This is a genomic window from Pseudidiomarina aestuarii (assembly GCF_048263735.1).
GTDB lineage: Bacteria > Pseudomonadota > Gammaproteobacteria > Enterobacterales > Alteromonadaceae > Pseudidiomarina > Pseudidiomarina aestuarii_B.
Genome location: NZ_JBLXDX010000001.1, coordinates 181,695 through 198,928 on the forward strand (window position 1 = coordinate 181,695; position 17,234 = coordinate 198,928).

At 48.4% G+C, this 17,234-nt stretch carries 16 protein-coding genes; 3 read left to right on the forward strand and 13 right to left on the reverse strand.

Annotated features, from left to right (window positions below):
* Positions 1-10 precede the first annotated feature (10 nt).
* From lpxD to rpsB, 11 genes are all read right to left on the reverse strand, one after another.
* Complete coding sequence (lpxD, locus tag ACN0S4_RS00855; protein ID WP_417655864.1) at positions 11-1,054, reverse strand: UDP-3-O-(3-hydroxymyristoyl)glucosamine N-acyltransferase; 1,044 nt, start codon at positions 1,052-1,054, stop codon at positions 11-13.
* Positions 1,044-1,559 (reverse strand): OmpH family outer membrane protein, encoded by a 516-nt coding sequence (locus ACN0S4_RS00860; protein ID WP_417655865.1) that lies wholly within the window; start codon positions 1,557-1,559, stop codon positions 1,044-1,046. The genes lpxD and ACN0S4_RS00860 overlap by 11 nt, the downstream gene beginning before the upstream one ends.
* Positions 1,560-1,585: 26 nt before the next feature.
* Complete coding sequence (gene bamA, locus ACN0S4_RS00865) at positions 1,586-4,069, reverse strand: outer membrane protein assembly factor BamA (protein WP_417655866.1); 2,484 nt, start codon at positions 4,067-4,069, stop codon at positions 1,586-1,588.
* A gap of 37 nt (positions 4,070-4,106) precedes the next feature.
* Positions 4,107-5,462 (reverse strand): sigma E protease regulator RseP, encoded by a 1,356-nt coding sequence (gene rseP / locus ACN0S4_RS00870; protein WP_417655867.1) that lies wholly within the window; start codon positions 5,460-5,462, stop codon positions 4,107-4,109.
* Positions 5,456-6,652, reverse strand: a complete 1,197-nt coding sequence (gene ispC / locus ACN0S4_RS00875; RefSeq protein WP_417655868.1) for a 1-deoxy-D-xylulose-5-phosphate reductoisomerase — start codon at positions 6,650-6,652, stop codon at positions 5,456-5,458. The genes rseP and ispC overlap by 7 nt, the downstream gene beginning before the upstream one ends.
* A gap of 8 nt (positions 6,653-6,660) precedes the next feature.
* Positions 6,661-7,524 (reverse strand): phosphatidate cytidylyltransferase, encoded by an 864-nt coding sequence (locus ACN0S4_RS00880; protein ID WP_417655869.1) that lies wholly within the window; start codon positions 7,522-7,524, stop codon positions 6,661-6,663.
* Position 7,525: 1 nt separating this feature from the next.
* Complete coding sequence (gene uppS / locus ACN0S4_RS00885; protein WP_417655870.1) at positions 7,526-8,299, reverse strand: polyprenyl diphosphate synthase; 774 nt, start codon at positions 8,297-8,299, stop codon at positions 7,526-7,528.
* Positions 8,300-8,379: 80 nt separating this feature from the next.
* The gene (frr, locus tag ACN0S4_RS00890; protein ID WP_417656543.1) at positions 8,380-8,901 is read right to left on the reverse strand and encodes a ribosome recycling factor; all 522 of its coding nucleotides are present in this window, start codon (positions 8,899-8,901) and stop codon (positions 8,380-8,382) included.
* A gap of 78 nt (positions 8,902-8,979) precedes the next feature.
* Complete coding sequence (gene pyrH / locus ACN0S4_RS00895; protein ID WP_169929950.1) at positions 8,980-9,714, reverse strand: UMP kinase; 735 nt, start codon at positions 9,712-9,714, stop codon at positions 8,980-8,982.
* A gap of 111 nt (positions 9,715-9,825) precedes the next feature.
* Entirely contained in the window at positions 9,826-10,704 is an 879-nt protein-coding gene (gene tsf, locus ACN0S4_RS00900) for a translation elongation factor Ts (RefSeq protein ID WP_417655871.1), read from the reverse strand.
* 26 nt (positions 10,705-10,730) lie between these two features.
* Positions 10,731-11,459, reverse strand: coding sequence for a 30S ribosomal protein S2 (gene rpsB, locus ACN0S4_RS00905; RefSeq protein WP_417655872.1), 729 nt, complete (start codon positions 11,457-11,459; stop codon positions 10,731-10,733).
* 355 nt (positions 11,460-11,814) lie between these two features.
* Here rpsB and map point away from each other — a divergent pair, with 355 nt between their 5' ends.
* Genes map through dapD form a run of 3 tightly spaced genes read left to right on the forward strand, consistent with a single transcriptional unit; the run spans position 11,815 to position 16,078 of the window.
* The gene (map, locus tag ACN0S4_RS00910; RefSeq protein ID WP_417655873.1) at positions 11,815-12,606 is read left to right on the forward strand and encodes a type I methionyl aminopeptidase; all 792 of its coding nucleotides are present in this window, start codon (positions 11,815-11,817) and stop codon (positions 12,604-12,606) included.
* Complete coding sequence (glnD, locus tag ACN0S4_RS00915; protein ID WP_417655874.1) at positions 12,607-15,234, forward strand: [protein-PII] uridylyltransferase; 2,628 nt, start codon at positions 12,607-12,609, stop codon at positions 15,232-15,234.
* Positions 15,235-15,253: 19 nt separating this feature from the next.
* Positions 15,254-16,078, forward strand: coding sequence for a 2,3,4,5-tetrahydropyridine-2,6-dicarboxylate N-succinyltransferase (gene dapD / locus ACN0S4_RS00920; RefSeq protein ID WP_417655875.1), 825 nt, complete (start codon positions 15,254-15,256; stop codon positions 16,076-16,078).
* Positions 16,079-16,087: 9 nt separating this feature from the next.
* On the opposite strand, the gene truC is transcribed toward dapD, so the two are convergent.
* Together truC and ACN0S4_RS00930 are read right to left on the reverse strand one after the other, a co-directional pair.
* Entirely contained in the window at positions 16,088-16,804 is a 717-nt protein-coding gene (truC, locus tag ACN0S4_RS00925; protein ID WP_417655876.1) for a tRNA pseudouridine(65) synthase TruC, read from the reverse strand.
* A gap of 22 nt (positions 16,805-16,826) precedes the next feature.
* Positions 16,827-17,171, reverse strand: coding sequence for a YqcC family protein (locus ACN0S4_RS00930; RefSeq protein ID WP_417655877.1), 345 nt, complete (start codon positions 17,169-17,171; stop codon positions 16,827-16,829).
* Between the last annotated feature and the right edge of the window lie 63 nt (positions 17,172-17,234).

Sequence of the window (17,234 nt, forward strand, 5' to 3'; positions counted from 1 at the left end):
TCCTCGCAGCTTATGCGTCTGAGTCTAGTTGTTTTTCTATTTTTTTCACACGCTGAAAGAGTTCATCCAACTGGCGATAGCGCGCACCATTGCGCCGCCATTCGCGGTGCGGTGCTGCAGGTATACCGGAAGCATACACACCAGGTTCATCAATGGCTTTAATGACCATTGAGAATCCGCTGATCTGAACATCATCACAGATACTGATATGACCATTGATAGCAGTGGCGCCACCAATGAGACACCGTTTACCAATGCGGCAACTGCCTGCGAGAACAGTGCAGCCGGCAATGGCAGTATCTTCGTCAATAAATACATTATGAGCAATCTGGCACTGATTATCGATGATACAGCCATTACTGATAATGGTGTCATCCAAAGCACCTCGATCGATCGTAGTACTTGCACCAACTTCAACGCGATCGCCAATAACGACACGTCCAAGCTGTGGAATTTTGATCCACTTACCATGCTCATTAGCCCAGCCGAAACCGTCTGCGCCAATCACAGCACCACTGTGAAACAGGCAATCTGCTCCAACAACACAATCATGATAAAACACCACGTGCTGCCATAGCTTCGTGCGTTCACCGATATGCACTCGAGGACCAATGTAGCAACCTGCACCAATTACTGCGTCATCAGCAATCACGGCACCTGCCGCTATAATGACGTTCGCACCAATAGCGACTCGTTCGCCAATGTGCGCGGAAGCATCCACTTGTGCAGTTGGATCAATACCAACGGTAGCCGGGCTTGGTGTCGTATCGAGGAGCTGCGCGACTTTCGCGAAAGCTGCATAAGGGTTCTTAGTGACTAACGCCGCTAAGCCTTCTGGCAAATCAACGTTTGGCGCTACGATAACCGCGCTTGCGCGCGTAGCATCAAGTTGCGAGCGATATTTATCGTTCGCTAAAAATGCTATCTGTCCGGTGGTTGCTGATGCCAGAGTCGCCACCCCTTGAATAGGCTGCGATCCATCACCCACTGCCTCAGCACCGATTGCCGAGGCAAGGTCTTGAAGGGTGTAGTTGCCTAGCAACTTAGTTACCACCTGTCATTTCGGCAATCACTTCTTCCGATAACTCATGATCAGGAGTCATGTGAGCAACTGCTGAAGCTTGAATGACTAGGTCATAACCGAGTTCGGTCGCAACTGCTTGAGTAGCGCGCGCGATTTCCATCATGATTTTGTCACGCTCTTCAGTACCACGACGGTTCATGTCTTCGCGTAACGCACGTACTTTTAACTGTAACTGACTTTCCAGACCTTCGAACTCGCGCTGCATAGCAGTACGCTCGCTGGCAGACAGAATTGCAGCGTCACGTTGCTGTTTCTCTGCAATACCATTCATTTGAGTTTCAATTGCTTGCACTTCTTCAATGCGGGTCTTGAACTCATTTTGAATGGTTTCTTCAATTTCGCGTGTTTGTGGAAGATTCTGCAAAATGGCCTGGAAACTCACCACGCCAATCTTTTGTTGCGCTTCCGCTACATTGGCGAACAAAGCGGTCGAAAGTAATGCCGCGGCCAATGTTGTCTTCATTAATGTCTTCACAAAAAACTCCTTGCTATGCTGCTATTTTAGAATGTGGTACCAAAGTTAAAGGTAAATACTTGCGTTCGATCCTCGTCCGCGCTCTTCAAGGGTCGGCCAAAGGCTAACGTCAATGGTCCCATTGGTGATAACCACTGTACCGCGATACCCGCAGAAACGCGATAGTCACTCGGTGAGCTAAAGTCACGTAATGGGAAAGAATTCGCCAATAACTCAAGGTTTTTATAGGTATCGTAGTCGAACTCGGTATCCCATACTGAACCCACGTCCACGTAGAAACTGGTGCGAACTGTGTTCTTCGCTTCCTCTTTGACTAATGGTGTCGGGAAAATTAACTCGAAACCACCCGATACCATGGCGTTACCACCAACAGAGAACTGGCTGACCGCTACGGTATCAGCTCCCGGTCCAGCTGGCAGATCACTCGGGATACCATTGTAACCTGGCACACCACCAATCGAATCCGGATAGCGGAATACTGCTTTTGGACCTACCGTATTCGCTTCAAATCCGCGGAGTGTATCGTTACCACCCAAACGGAAGTTTTCATAGAAGGGATACAGATATTCATTGCCATTATCGTCTTCACCATAACCATTACCGTAGCCTGCGCTCAAGCGCGTTAACAGGACAAAGTCTTGGCTTTGGGTAAGCGGCCAATAGTGCTTGAATTCATAGTTGACGTTAAAGAAATTCACGTCACTATTCGGTAAGGTCACGCCAACATTGAGTCGATTCTGAGTACCAGCAGTCGGGAATACACCACGGTTTAGTGTGACTCGTTGCCAACCGACTGTCGCCTCATAAATATTAAATGCGACACCTGAGTTCGGGTCACGTTCATCAATATACGGCTGATAAAAGTTCCGAATTTGCTCATAACCTTCAACATTCGTGACTTCTTCGTTGCGATACATCAAGCCGAAATTGAAGCTACTGATTTCATTGATTGGAAATGCAATCGTGCCGCCCAAACCATATTTGCGCTGGTTGTAACGAATAAAGTTATCCAAGTTACCGGCGTCGAACTCAGTCAAATAGACTTGTCCTGATAGACTCACGCCATCTTTAGTAAAATACCGATCGGTATAGGTTAACTGCAGGTTACGATTGAAGCGGTTGGTATTGATGTTAATACCAGCTCGGTTGCCCGTACCTAAGAAGTTCTCTTGCGAAACACCAGCACCAATTTGCAAGCCTGTGTAGTCACCGTAGCCGAACATGAAGTTAAAGGAGCCAGATGGCTGTTCCTTCACGGTAAAGTCGACGTTCACGAGATCATCCCGGCCATCGACACGCTGGGTGGTTGACTCCACAGTTTCAAAAAAGCCGAGTCGCTCTAATCGAACTTTACCTTGCTCGATAGCATCTTCATTCAATGGTGCGCCTTCTAACTGACGCATTTCACGACGTAAAACTTCGTCCATAGTTGAGACGTTGCCACGGAAATTGATTCGATTGACATACACCCGTTTACCCGGGTTCACCGAGAACACCAAGTCAACTTCATTGGTTTCTTCGTCAATTTCCGGAATCGCTCTAACCTCTGGATATGCGTAGCCATAACGTCCATAAACACGAGCGACTAAGTCTTCGAGATAGGTTACGGTTGCCGCGCTATATTGCTCGCCAGGTTCAATTTTCACGAGGCGCTTGACGACTTCGTCTTGGCCACGAAGTTCACCTATAACGCGAGTATCACGAACTTTGAAGATTTCACCTTCACGTACGTTAATGGTGACATAAACACCACGGCGATCAGGCGTCATTGAAACTTGTACAGACTCAATGGCAAACGTGAGATAACCGCGGTCTTTATAAAATGACTCGAGGGTTTCTAAATCACCACTCAATTGTTGTTTCTGGTAGCGCGTTTCGCCTAACAAGTTCCACCAAGGCAGCTCATCTTTTAGTTCGAGTCCAGCTAAAATCTGTTCATCACTAAAAGCTTTGTTACCAACAATGTTGATTTGTTGAATTTGAGCAGAGTCACCTTCTTCGAAGTCAATTTCAACACGCACCCGGTTACGTGGCAAATTGACCACTTTGACGTCGATATTGGCGTTGTATTTACCGATACTGTGATAAAAATCTTCAAGTCCAGTTTCGATACTCGACACGGTGGTCAAATCAAGTGGCTCACCCTCAACAATACCTTGGTCGGTCAAACTCTCAACCAACTGTTCGTCTTTGATATCTTTGTTGCCATCAAACTCGATAGCACTAATGGTCGGACGCTCGTTCACTTCAAAGATGAGCGTACCGCCTTCACGGCGTACGACAATATTATTGAAATGCGTCGAGGAATAGAGCGAGCGAATACTATCTCGAACCACGGCCTCAGACACCGTATCGCCGACGCGAACCGGAATGTATGTTAATGCCGCACCTAAAGCTACTCGCTGGAGGCCACGTACACGAATGTCTTCTACTACGAATTCTTCAGCGCTATGCGCTGGCAATGCAGCCCCTGCAACAAGGGCGGCTAAGAACAGCTCTTTCAACGTCATTCTGTGCTACTTAATTTTGTTTGTTGGACGTAATGTTTCAAGCGGTCAACCGCAATATATCGTTGCTGATTGCGATAGCCATTAACGCAAATATCAGTGCTCCACCGATGCGAAACGCAATATCCTGAACACGTTCAGAAACTGCTTTGCCTCGAATACCCTCAACAGCGAGAAAAACTAAATGACCACCATCTAGAACGGGTAATGGTAACAGATTTATGATACCGAGATTAACACTGATTAACGCGAGAAACCCTAAAAAGTAAACCAATCCATAACTGGCTGAAACTCCAGCCCCTTCAGCAATCGCAACAGGACCACTGAGATTACTCACTGACACGGTTCCGGTCAGTAGCTTACCAAGCATAGCGACACTCAACTCCATGAGTTCCCAGGTTTGTTTCGCCCCGGCGCCGATGGCATCAATCACACCATATTCATGCACAAATCGGTATTCATCGGGATAGCGAGTTCCTTCCGCCTCAACGCCCAAATACCCACGATTTTGTCCATCAATGGAACGTTGTCCCAATTCGACTAACAATTCTTCCTGCCGACCATTCCGCTCCACCGTAAACAACTTCGTCGCGGCTGGTGCGGAAACAATAGCTTCAAGCGTTTGAGACCATTCCGCCTGTGGAGTTCCATCTATCGCTAAAATTTTATCGCCAGGCTGGAATCCGGCCCGCTGTGCTGGCGAATCATCAGCAACATAAGCAATAGTCAACGTCGGTTGTGGCCGGAATGGCTCTAGTCCTAACTGCATGAATGTGGGTTGCTGTTCCTCACTCAACCGCCAATTAGTAATGGCTAACTGAACGTCTTGCACGCGATTATTATCGTCTCGTAGCTGAATGGTGACGGTGTCATTACCTAACTCGGCAGCGAGAGCCAAATTGACCGCTTGCCAATCTCGGGTAATCCGATCATTGATAGAGATGATTTCCGCGGGTGTTTCAATGTCTGACTGAGCCGCTATAGACTGCGGAGTCACCGATCCGACGATGGGTTTCACCGATGGCACGCCAATGACATACATGAGCCATAGAGCTAGTACCGCGAGGAGAAAGTTAGCAATAGGCCCAGCGGCTACAATAGCAGCGCGTTTAGAAACCGATTGCGCGTTAAAGCTTACGGGGTACTCCGATGCACTAACTTCATCGACTCGCGCGTCTAACATTCGCACATAGCCACCCAAGGGAATTATCCCAACCTGATAGACCGTGCCATCTTGCGCTTGTCGCGACCACAACGCTTTACCAAACCCGACGGAGAAAGTTAGAACCTTCACGCCACAGCGTCTGGCAACCCAATAATGCCCGAACTCATGAATCGTGACCAAAATACCTAGGGTCACCACAAACGCAGCAAGTGTCCACAGCAAACTTAACATACGGCGTACTTCTCCACGATTTCCTCGGCATAGTGTCGCGCTTGATGGTCTACAGACAAGATCGCATCAAACGAGTTCAATTCCTGCGCCTCAATTCGTCCAACCACGTCAGCACAAACATCAGCAATAGCTGTGAATTGAATGCGATGATTCAAAAACGCAGCTACTGCAATCTCATTCGCCGCATTTAAACTGGTGGTAGCCCACTGTCCTTGCCAACAAGCATCTTGAGCGAGCTGTAAACATGGGTAACGCGCCGGATCGGGTTTGCAGAACGTCAACGCCCCAACCTGTTCAAAATCTAAGGCATTCACGCCGCTGACTATCCTATCTGGATAACTCAAACCATAAGCGATAGGCGTACGCATATCGGGTTCGCCCATTTGCGCAAGAACTGAACCATCCGTGTAGCGCACCATCGAATGAATAATACTTTGTGGGTGCAGCAATACGTCCAATTCGTCCTGCTGACAATTAAACAACCAACGCGCTTCGATATACTCTAAGCCTTTATTCAACATCGTGGCAGAATCGACTGAGATTTTCTGGCCCATACTCCAATTCGGATGCGCACACGCTGCCTGTGGGGATTGATGCGCCAACTCAGCTACTGGTAGCTCTCGAAAAGGGCCACCTGAGCCTGTCAGAATAATTTTACTGATACCGGCTGAGGCCAACGACTGCTCACCCAGCGCCAGTTGCGCGGCAACCGGGAGGCACTGGAATATCGCATTATGTTCGCTATCGATCGGCAGCAGAATGGCACCATGCTCGACAACTGCATTCATAAATAGTTGACCGGACATCACTAATGCTTCTTTATTCGCAAGTAATACCCGCTTGCCAGCCGTAACGGCTGCCATAGTCGGCATTAATCCAGCCGCACCAACAATTGCCGCCATCGTCATATCGGCCGCAGCAGCCACGTCCGCCAATGCTTGTTGACCACTCAAAACTTGCACTGAGGTGTCCGCAATTCGAACTTTTAAGTCAGCCGCGGCTTGTTGATCAGCCATCACGGCAATGCGAGGTTTATGCTGGCGACAAATCTGTTCCATGGCAGTAACATTCGAGTGTGCGGTTACTGCATACAACTGAAAGCGTTCTGGGTGCTGTGTTGCAACAGCTAACGTATTTAGACCTATGGAGCCAGTGGCACCAAGAATCGTTAACGTTTGGGGTTCGAACATATCAGTACTCAAGCCAATAACCACAGGTAACTCAGAGTGAATACGGGGAGCGCAGCCGTGAGGCTATCAATTCTGTCGAGAATACCACCATGGCCGGGTAACAAGGAACCGGAGTCTTTCACGCCAGCGCAGCGTTTAAACATGCTTTCATTTAAGTCGCCAAACACGGATGCAACCACGGTCAACAACCCGGTTAAGTAGTAACCACTAAACTGTTCTGCAGGTATCTTGACCCAATGCGCGACAACCATCATCACCACAAACGCAAGTGTGATTCCACCGCAAAGGCCTTCCATTGTTTTGCCGGGGCTTACCGAGGGCATCAATTTGTTTCGGCCGTAACGAACACCCGCAAAAAAAGCGCCGACATCTGCAGCCCAGACCAACAACAAAATGAAGAGAACCGCAAAACCGCCAAACAATGGATTTTCGGCATAATTTAGCGAGCGTACTGCGACTAACCCTGCCCAGGCGGGAATCAAGGTCAAGTAACCAAAAAGTCCCACAATTGAGCGGGTTTTTGACCACCAGCGGCGACTATTGGGATACTGAATCACCAACCCTAAGGCAATCAACCACCATACGCAGCCGGCAACAATGACCCACAACATGACTGGCGCCAACTCACCGGCGACCCAGATGTGATGCAAGGGAACCAAATACATCAATATACCGAGTAATATGGCAACCGACGCGGTGTAAGCAATTTTACTCAGTGTCCGACGGAGTCCCATCAATGGCGACCATTCCCAAGCACCCGCCGTCATCAAGACCAACACTGCCGCCGCAAACCACTCAAGTTCAAGACCGAATACCGCATATAAAGCCAGCGGAATAAGTACAATTGCTGTTAATAGTCGTTGTTTTAACAAATTAGTCCCCGGTTGTGACATCGGTAGCCAATATGGCCTGTTGCAGTTGTGCGCTGGTCATGCCAAAGCGTCTTTCACGACAGCTAAAATCGGCTATCGCGACTGCAAATTCTTGTTCGTCAAAATCTGGCCATAATACTTTACTAAAATAAAGTTCTGCATAGGCTAATTGCCACAATAAAAAATTACTAATGCGCTGCTCACCGCCGGTTCGAATCAGCAGATCCGGTGTCGGTTGTCCGGCTAAACACAGTTGCTCAGCCAGCATATTCTCGGTAATGTCCGCAGCTCGCAGGTCGCCACTTTCACAACGTTTGGCCAAACGCTGCGCGGCTTGTGTCAAATCCCAACGGCCACCATAGTTAGCTGCAATATTCAAAGTCAATGAGCGATTATTGGCTGTTAGTTCTTCTGCTATTTTGATGCGTTCTTGCAACCGTGGTGAAAACGCTGAAATGTCTCCAATAATGCAGAATTTCACATCATGTTTATGCAGCTTCTTCACTTCACGTTGTAACACACTAAAAAATAGCTCCATAAGCACGGATACTTCTTGCTCAGGGCGTTGCCAATTTTCGCTGCTAAAAGCGAACAACGTGAGGCTTTCAATGCCTTTCTGCCGTGCAAACGTGACTGCCTTGCGGACAGCCTCAGCTCCAGCTTTATGTCCAGCAGTACGGCGTTTATCGCGCTGCTCCGCCCAACGGCCATTACCATCCATGATAATTGCGACATGCCGTGGCATGCGAATTTGTGTCACTTCCTTTGTACTCATTGCTTCTGCCGTATATGAAAAACGCCGTGCGAGTATACCTGACACGGCGTCCAGTACCAATGGAGTGTTCGCCTTTCGGCTTAGACTTCCATCAGATCTTTTTCTTTTTCGCTCAACAATTCATCAATTTTACCAATATAGGTATCGGTTAATTTCTGAATTTCATCCGTCGCGCGCCGTTCTTCATCTTCTGAGATTTCTTTTTCTTTTTGAAGTTCTTTTAAATCAGCATTTGCGTCACGACGAATATTTCGTACCGCAACACGGCCTTGTTCGGCCTCAGCGCGAACCACTTTCACGAGGTCACGACGACGTTCTTCGGTCAACGCGGGCAGTGGCACACGAATCACGTTGCCAGCCGCAGCTGGATTCAATCCTAGATCAGAGGTCATAATGGCTTTCTCAACCGCTTGGTTGGCCGACTTGTCAAACACCGTCAGTGCCAAAGTCCGCGAATCTTCCACGGTAATATTGGCAAGTTGACGCAATGGTGTGTCGGTGCCGTAATAATTGACCATCACGCTATCGAGCAAGCTCGGATGCGCACGTCCGGTGCGTACTTTTGCCATCTGCGCACGCAGTGACTCAACGCTTTTTTCCATCCGCGATTTTGCATCTTGTTTAATTTCGTTAATCACAATAGTTCCCTTTTCGGTTGAGCTCGACTGGTTGCTCTGGGTTTACTCAGCGCTATTGGTAATCAAGGTGCCTTCATTCTCACCCATGATAATGGCGCGCAATACACCCGTTTTATTCATATTGAACACGCGGATCGGCAAATTGTGATCGCGTGCCAATGTGAATGCAGCCAAATCCATCACCTTTAACTGCTTTTCGAGGACTTCATTATAACTGATTTGATGATAGAGTTGTGCATCTGGGTCACGATTTGGATCTGCCGAATACACGCCATCGACCTTGGTGCCTTTTAACACTAATTCCGCTTCAATTTCGATACCGCGTAAACAGGCCGCTGAATCTGTCGTAAAGAACGGGTTACCCGTACCGGCACAGAAGATCACTACTCGCCCAGACTTTAACAGACTGATGGCATCAGCCCAATTATAACTGTCACAAACACCATTCAATTCAATCGCCGACATCAATCGAGCATTGACAAAAGCACGGTGTAACGCGTCCCGCATAGCCAAGCCATTCATCACTGTTGCCAACATACCCATATGGTCGCCAACAACCCGATTCATGCCTGCTTTTGCAAGACCTTCACCGCGAAACAGATTCCCACCGCCAATCACCAAACCGACTTGCACACCCAGTTCAACGAGTTCCTTTATTTCTTCTGCCATGCGGTCTAACACCTTGGCGTCAATTCCAAACGGCTCGTCACCCATCAGCGCTTCACCACTGAGTTTTAACAGGATGCGACGATAAACTGGTTTGCTACTGGCGTTCATTGTGTTTCTCCGTTGTCCTTAGCTACTCATATTTTACCTGAAAAAAAACCGCATCCTGCGGAGCAAGATGCGGTTTCTTTTAACTGTATGTCGACGTTTTCGACATGGGCATTAAGCCTTTTTCGCTGCAGCCATTTGCGCTTGAACTTCAGCAGCAAAATCTTCAGCTTTTTTCTCAATACCTTCACCGACTTCGAAACGAACGAAAGTGATGACATCGGCGCCTTTCGACTTCAGCAAATCACCAACAGTGATGCTCGGATCTTTCACAAACGCTTGACCAGTCAAACTGATCTCGCCTGTGAACTTACGCATCCGACCTTCAACCATTTTCTCAGCGATTTCTTGTGGCTTACCGCTTTGCATTGCGATATCCAACTGAATCCGACGCTCATTATCAACCACTTCCGCAGAAACGTCTTCAGGTTTCACGAACTGTGGTGCGCTTGCAGCAACGTGCATAGCAACGTCTTTTGCTAACTCACTGTCGCCATTGGTCAATACAACCAAAACACCAATACGGCCGCCATGGACATAACTTTCTACGATGTCGCCACCGGAGACAGTCATCACACGACGCACGTTCATGTTCTCACCGATTTTCGCGACTAAAGTTTCGCGCGTTTCTTCGACGGTAGCACCGCCTAAGTCAGTTGCTTTTAACTTTTCAACGTCCACTTCTTTGTTTGCAAACGCAGCATTGATGACTTTCTCACCAAAAGCTAAGAAGTTTTCGTCACGTGCAACGAAATCCGTTTCACAGTTCAATTCAACCAAAGTACCGGTGTTGCCTTCGGTTTTGGTTAAAATAACACCTTCAGCTGCTACGCGACCTGCTTTCTTCGCTGCTTTCGCTTGACCGCTTTTACGCATCAATTCGATTGCCGCGTCGATATCGCCTGCAGTTTCTTCCAGTGCTTTTTTACAATCCATCATGCCAGCGCCAGTGCGCTCGCGCAGTTCTTTAACCAGAGCTGCTGTAATTGCCATGTGTCTGTCCTCTATAATTCGATGACTTACTCAGTTTCTTCCGCTGCAACGAAATCGTCTTTGCTGTCCATTGCTGGACCACGAGCTTCGTTGATAGCGCTTGCAGCTGCATTCAAATACAACTGAACTGCACGAATTGCATCGTCGTTACCAGGGATAACATAGTCAACGCCGTCTGGGTTGGAGTTGGTATCGACAACAGCGATTACTGGGATGCCAAGGTTGTTGGCTTCTTTAATCGCAATGTGTTCGTGGTCAGCGTCGATAACAAACAATACGTCTGGTAAACCAGCCATATCCTTGATACCACCAAGGCTCTTCTCAAGCTTCGCCATTTCGCGAGTGTTGACCAAAGCTTCTTTCTTGGTCAGCTTTTCGAAGGTGCCGTCTTGGCTCTGAGTTTCTAATTCTTTCAAACGCTTGATTGACTGGCGAACTGTTTTCCAGTTCGTCAACATACCACCTAACCAGCGGTGATTGACGTAGAACTGCTTACAATTCACAGCAGCTTCTTGAACTGATTCAGAAGCAGCGCGTTTGGTACCTACGAATAAAACTTTGCCTTTATTCGATGCAACGTGTTGCAAGAAATTCAACGAATCGTTGAACATAGGGACAGTTTTTTCGAGGTTAATGATGTGGATCTTGTTTCGTGCACCGAAAATGAAAGGCTTCATTTTTGGGTTCCAGAAACGGGTTTGGTGACCGAAGTGCACACCGGCCTTCAGCATGTCACGCATAGAAACGTTTGCCATAATCTTTTTTCCTAATGTAGGGGTTATGCCTCCATACATCCCATGCTTCGACCCAATTTCACGTGAGACTTTTTAAGCCTACAACGCTGAACCAAGCACCCCGAACCATGTGTCGATGTATGTGTGTGTTTTAAAGTTCAAAATGTTGCAATCGAAATTGCGGGCGCTTTATACCATGAAAACCAATCGAACTGCAAGCAGAAGTGCTTGTTTTTGCGCTTTTCGCAACGCCTGCAAGCTGCTAAAATGTTCGCTCTTTTTAATTATCGTTTTCTAATGTTACCGGAGTCTATTCAATCTCGGGTAGCACTCTGTTCAATTGACGCAGACATCATGAAGGGTTTTAGCGAAAATCATGCCGATTACTATTAAAACAGCTGACGAAATTGAGAAAATGCGCGCTGCAGGTAAACTCGCCGCCAGCGTTCTCGAAATGATTGAACCGCATATTCAAGCAGGCGTGACCACCGCTGAACTCGACCAAATCTGTCACGACTTCATCATTGCAGCGGGCGCCTACCCTGCGCCGCTCAACTATCATGGCTTCCCCAAGTCAATTTGTACCTCGTTAAACCATGTGGTTTGCCATGGTATCCCCAATGAAAAGCCTCTGAAAAACGGCGATATCATGAATGTTGACGTGACGGTCAAGTTAGATGGCTATCATGGCGATACCTCTAAAATGTTTGTGGTCGGTCAGCCCAGCATTCTTGCCGAGCGGTTGATTCGCGTGACCCAAGAAAGTCTGTATCAGGCTATAAAGATGCTGAAGCCGGGTGTGCGAACCGGTGATTTTGCAGCAGTGATTCAACAGCATGCTGAAAGCCACGGTTATTCGATTGTTCGCGAATATTGTGGCCATGGCATTGGCGCAGTTTTCCACGAAGATCCACAAATTCTGCACTACGGTACGGCAGGTACCGGGGATATCTTAGAAGCTGGTATGTGTTTTACCATCGAACCCATGGTGAATGCGGGTAAACGACACACGAAACTCATGCGGGACGGGTGGACGGTACTCACCAAAGACCGCAGCCTGAGCGCGCAATGGGAACACACTTTGCTCATTACTGAAGACGGCGTGGAAGTACTGACATTGCGTGACGAAGAAGATTTGCCGCGAGTCATACGGCATTCGGATGCGTAAATGATGGACTCGACTTTCGTGCCTTCGTGGCAGCGACCGCTAACAATTGCGGAAAGTCGGCAACAGCTCGAAGCGCAACAACTATGGGCGGCAGAAGCTTTTATTACTGCCGATATCGAATCCTTGCTGGTGGCGCGAAGCGAGTTCATTGATAGTTTATTGCATACACTTTGGCAGCAGTGCCAATTTCCCGATCAAGGCCTCGCATTAATAGCAGTCGGTGGTTTCGGCAGAGGGACTTTACACCCGGGCTCAGACATCGACTTACTCTTTGTTCATCAGCACCCCTTGCCGAATGCCATCAAAGAAAAAATAGCCACCTTTATTCAGTTTTTATGGGATGTACGGTTGGATGTTGGACACAGCGTACGCACCCTTGCCGACTGTCGCGAGCAAGCGGAAGCGGAAGTTACGGTCGCAACCAGTCTATTAGAGCAACGCTACATTAGTGGTGATGCCGAATTAGCGATAGCACTGCAACAAGATACCTTCCATCAGTTTCCGTGGAGCAGCCGGGCTTTCTATCAGGCCAAACAAGACGAACAACAACAACGCCACCAGCAGTTTCATGGGACCTCGTATAATTTAGAGCCGAATATCAAAAGCAGCCCCGGTGGCCTGCGGGATATCCAAACCATAGGCTGGATTGCCAAACGACACTTTCAAACACAAAGCGAAGAGAGCTTGGTGCAGTTTGGTTTTATCACCGCAGCGGAGTTGCTCGAACTGCGGGAGCAGCAGCGCTTTCTATGGCGGATTCGGTTCGCTCTTCATTTGGAAGCAGGAAAGAAAGAAGATCGACTCTTGTTCGATTTTCAAGTGGGTGTTGCACAACGTATGGGCTATGGCAATACCGGTAAAACGGCTGTCGAAGCCCTGATGAAAGATTACTTTAATGCGGTTGCAGCAGTCCGCGAATTGAACGCCATGCTCCTGCAATTTTTTGATCAGGCCATTTTAGGCGCCGATCAAAGTACGGCAACACGCAATTTAGATGCGAACTTTTTCTCGTATAACAACTGCATCGCGGCACGACATGATCGTGTATTTGACCGTGACGAAGCGTTCTTGCAACTGTTTTTACATATTGCTCGTGATGATGCGATTGAAACCATTCAAGCTCACACTATTCGATTGCTGCGCTCCGCTCGGCAGCGGTTGCAGCAACCGTTGTGCAGTCAACCTCAATGTCGCCAGCTCTTTCTCGAATTGCTGACATTACCGAAAGGCTGTGGTCTGGCGTTTCAGTTACTGCACGAGCATCGTATTTTGGCGCACTACCTTCCGCAATGGGCACAAATTGTCGGACAAATGCAATTTGACCTATTTCATGCTTACACGGTGGATGAGCATACCTTCCGTCTCGTGCGCAATCTGTATCGGTACACGTTACCCGACAAGGCCGAAGATTTTCCGCTTTGCTCGCAATTGGTTACTGCAATGGACCATCCCGAATGGCTTTACATTGCAGGCATCTTCCATGATATTGCCAAAGGCCGCGGCGGCGACCATAGCGAGTTGGGTGAGCAAGATGTGCGTCACTTTGCTGAGTTGCATGGCTTACCCGAGCACGCGACAGAATTGGTCGCCTGGCTCGTCCGCCAGCATTTATTTATGTCAGTTACTGCACAAAAACGCGACATCCATGACCCTGAGGTGGTTCGTGAATTTGCCGAAACGGTGCAAACGCAGGAGCGACTGAATTACCTCTATTGCCTGACCGTCGCCGATATTAGAGCCACCAACAGCACCTTATGGAATAACTGGAAAGCAACGTTGCTAGAGAATTTGTACCATGCAACCGCTGCTTACTTTGCTCGAGCGGCACAAACCGATACCCCTTCGGCAGCGCGCGAAATGCGACAGCGCATCCACGAGCATCAAGCGCACGCCATGGCTTTACTGCTGAGTGCGGGCTACGACGCAACCACCATCGAATTGCTCTGGGGACGGTTTACCGCAGACTACTTTTTACGGCATCGGCCGGAGCAAATTGCGTGGCATACACAATACATTGCGAGAGTGGAAAGTGATGAACAACTGCCATTGATTCTGGTCGGTGATGAGAGCAATCAAGGCACTACCGAGCTGTTTGTTTATCACCACGAACAAGATTACCTCTTTGCTGCTATCGCGGCGGTATTGGAGGGACAAAATCTATCTATCCACGACGCGCAAATTTTGGCGACACGAGACGGCTATGTCATGGATACTTTTGTGATGTTGCAGCAAAATGGACAGCCATTGACCGATGCGCGCCATATCGAATCGCTGAAACAGCAGCTCCACGACGTACTGCGCAGTCGACAGCCGGTACCTAGTGTACAACGACGTCTGCCACGTCGCTTACGCAGTTTTACCGTCACCACCAAAATCGAGTTTGTGCCAACTAAAAACAAGCATCGCACTGCCTTTGAACTGGTCGCGCTCGATCGCCCCGGATTGGTCGCTCGCGTTGCCCGCGTGTTGCAGCGATTGGATCTCAACATTCTTACCGCTAAAATTTCGACGGTCGGCGAACAAGCCGAAGATTTATTTATTGTCACCACCCGCCGTCACGAAGCACTTGATGCTGAGCAGCAGAACGAATTACGTCAGCAAATCATTGCTGCCCTTGAAGACGCCTGAAGAAGTAGAAGGAAACGTCATGACTGACTTACAACAACGTATTGAAACCGCTTTTGAAAACCGTGCCGATATTAATCCGAAAACGGTCAGCAACCAGCTTCGCAGTGACATTGAAGAGGTCATTCAAAGCATTGACTCCGGCGAGCGTCGCGTTGCTGAAAAAATTGACGGTGAATGGCATGTTCATCAATGGTTAAAGAAAGCTGTGTTGCTATCGTTTCGTACCCAAGATAACCACTTGATGAATGGCGGTGAAACGCGCTTTTTCGATAAAGTGGATAGCAAATTTGCGGGCTACGACGATGCGCAATTCCGTGCCGAAGGGATGCGTGTTGTCCCTCCAGCTATGGTGCGCAAAGGTGCTTTTATTGGCCGCAACGTTGTGTTGATGCCTTCGTACGTCAATATCGGCGCGTTTGTTGATGAAGGAACGATGGTCGATACCTGGGCGACCGTTGGCTCTTGTGCCCAAATCGGTAAAAACGTGCATTTGTCAGGTGGCGTTGGTATCGGTGGCGTCTTAGAGCCGTTGCAAGCCAATCCAACCATTATTGAAGACAATTGCTTTATTGGCGCACGCTCAGAAATTGTTGAAGGCGTGATTGTCGAAACCGGTGCCGTTATTTCCATGGGCGTCTATATTGGGCAAAGTACGCGCATCTACGATCGTGAAACCGGTACCATTAGCTACGGACGAGTGCCTGCTGGTGCTGTGGTGGTACCCGGAAACCTGCCCTCGGCTGATGGTAAATACAGCCTGTATGCCGCCATCATCGTCAAAAAAGTCGATGCAAAAACTCGCGAAAAGGTCGGTATCAATGCCCTGCTTCGCAGCGTTGACTAGCGAGTTACATTAGTTCGTCGCGTCAAATATCCTTAGAAAATCAGTAGGAATCGGTTGCGTAATCACAATCGATTCCTGGCTGTGCGGGTGCTGAAAGCTTAATTGCGTTGCGGCTAATAACAGTCGTTGAATTGAAAAATGTTCGCGAAAGAAGCGATTGTGCCGACCATCACCATGATTCGTATCGCCAATAATTGGATGACGCAGGTGCGACATATGCCGACGAATTTGGTGCTTACGACCGGTAAGCGGTTCGATTTCCATCAATGAATACCGAGATGTTGCGTGCTTCTTACTCACTGCAAACGGTAACTCGATTTGTTGTACACAACGATATCGCGTCACCGCTGCTTGCGGGCTTTTATCTGGGTCGGCTTGCGCATCGGCAATTTTATCGAGTTCTTCTCGCAATGGATAATCCAGTTCGCCATCGCCCAAGTACCCTCGCACTACCGCGTGATAACGCTTCTGCACGAGTCGTTCCGTAAATTGCTCGGTGAGTAATCGTGCGGTCTCGGAGTCTTTTGCAAACAGTAAGATACCAGAGGTGGGTCGATCCAAACGATGGACTGGATACACGCGCTGACCAATTTGATCACGAACGCGCTGCAACGCAAATTCCGTTGCTTCTCGCGCTAACCAACTACGATGAACGAGTAAGCCACTGGGTTTATCAATCGCGATCAGGTGCTCGTCATGAAAGAGAACCTCGAGTTCTGGCTTCATACTAAATTCATTCACACTGTGATTAACAATCTTCGGCCAAGGGATCAGCGCCACTGAGGAGAATATCGAACTCACGTAAACTGTCGATCAGTCCTTCGTGATGTTCAAGTCGATCACGATAAACATGGGTTGCCATCGGACTCACTGCAATATTTGCTGGTAATGGGTGTTCACCATCTACCAGATCCCACATGCGTGGTACCATGACAAATTGAATCCACTGATGGAAATCGAGCGTGTCCATCGCAAAAGGCTGATCACTCGCCAATGCTTGTGGTGGTGGAAAATGACTTTGCCAGAGCCCGAGGCTATTTAACTCGGCTTCAATTCGCTCTAATAATCGAGCTGCACGTTGACGCTGGTCCATGACTACCTCCACGACCCGTTAATCGTTATAATGCCGCACATCTTTCAAGAAAATCATCCATGT

What these genes read in the sequence shown, in the direction of transcription:
- bamA (WP_417655866.1), bottom strand. Translation starts at nt 4,069, where the DNA reads ATGACGTTGAAAGAGCTGTTCTTAGCCGCCCTTGTTGCAGGGGCTGCA.
- rseP (WP_417655867.1), bottom strand. Translation starts at nt 5,462, where the DNA reads ATGTTAAGTTTGCTGTGGACACTTGCTGCGTTTGTGGTGACCCTAGGT.
- ispC (WP_417655868.1), bottom strand. Translation starts at nt 6,652, where the DNA reads ATGTTCGAACCCCAAACGTTAACGATTCTTGGTGCCACTGGCTCCATA.
- uppS (WP_417655870.1), bottom strand. Translation starts at nt 8,299, where the DNA reads ATGAGTACAAAGGAAGTGACACAAATTCGCATGCCACGGCATGTCGCA.
- frr (WP_417656543.1), bottom strand. Translation starts at nt 8,901, where the DNA reads ATGGAAAAAAGCGTTGAGTCACTGCGTGCGCAGATGGCAAAAGTACGC.
- pyrH (WP_169929950.1), bottom strand. Translation starts at nt 9,714, where the DNA reads ATGAACGCCAGTAGCAAACCAGTTTATCGTCGCATCCTGTTAAAACTC.
- tsf (WP_417655871.1), bottom strand. Translation starts at nt 10,704, where the DNA reads ATGGCAATTACAGCAGCTCTGGTTAAAGAACTGCGCGAGCGCACTGGC.
- rpsB (WP_417655872.1), bottom strand. Translation starts at nt 11,459, where the DNA reads ATGGCAAACGTTTCTATGCGTGACATGCTGAAGGCCGGTGTGCACTTC.
- map (WP_417655873.1), top strand. Translation starts at nt 11,815, where the DNA reads ATGCCGATTACTATTAAAACAGCTGACGAAATTGAGAAAATGCGCGCT.
- glnD (WP_417655874.1), top strand. Translation starts at nt 12,607, where the DNA reads ATGATGGACTCGACTTTCGTGCCTTCGTGGCAGCGACCGCTAACAATT.
- dapD (WP_417655875.1), top strand. Translation starts at nt 15,254, where the DNA reads ATGACTGACTTACAACAACGTATTGAAACCGCTTTTGAAAACCGTGCC.
- truC (WP_417655876.1), bottom strand. Translation starts at nt 16,804, where the DNA reads ATGAAGCCAGAACTCGAGGTTCTCTTTCATGACGAGCACCTGATCGCG.
- ACN0S4_RS00930 (WP_417655877.1), bottom strand. Translation starts at nt 17,171, where the DNA reads ATGGACCAGCGTCAACGTGCAGCTCGATTATTAGAGCGAATTGAAGCC.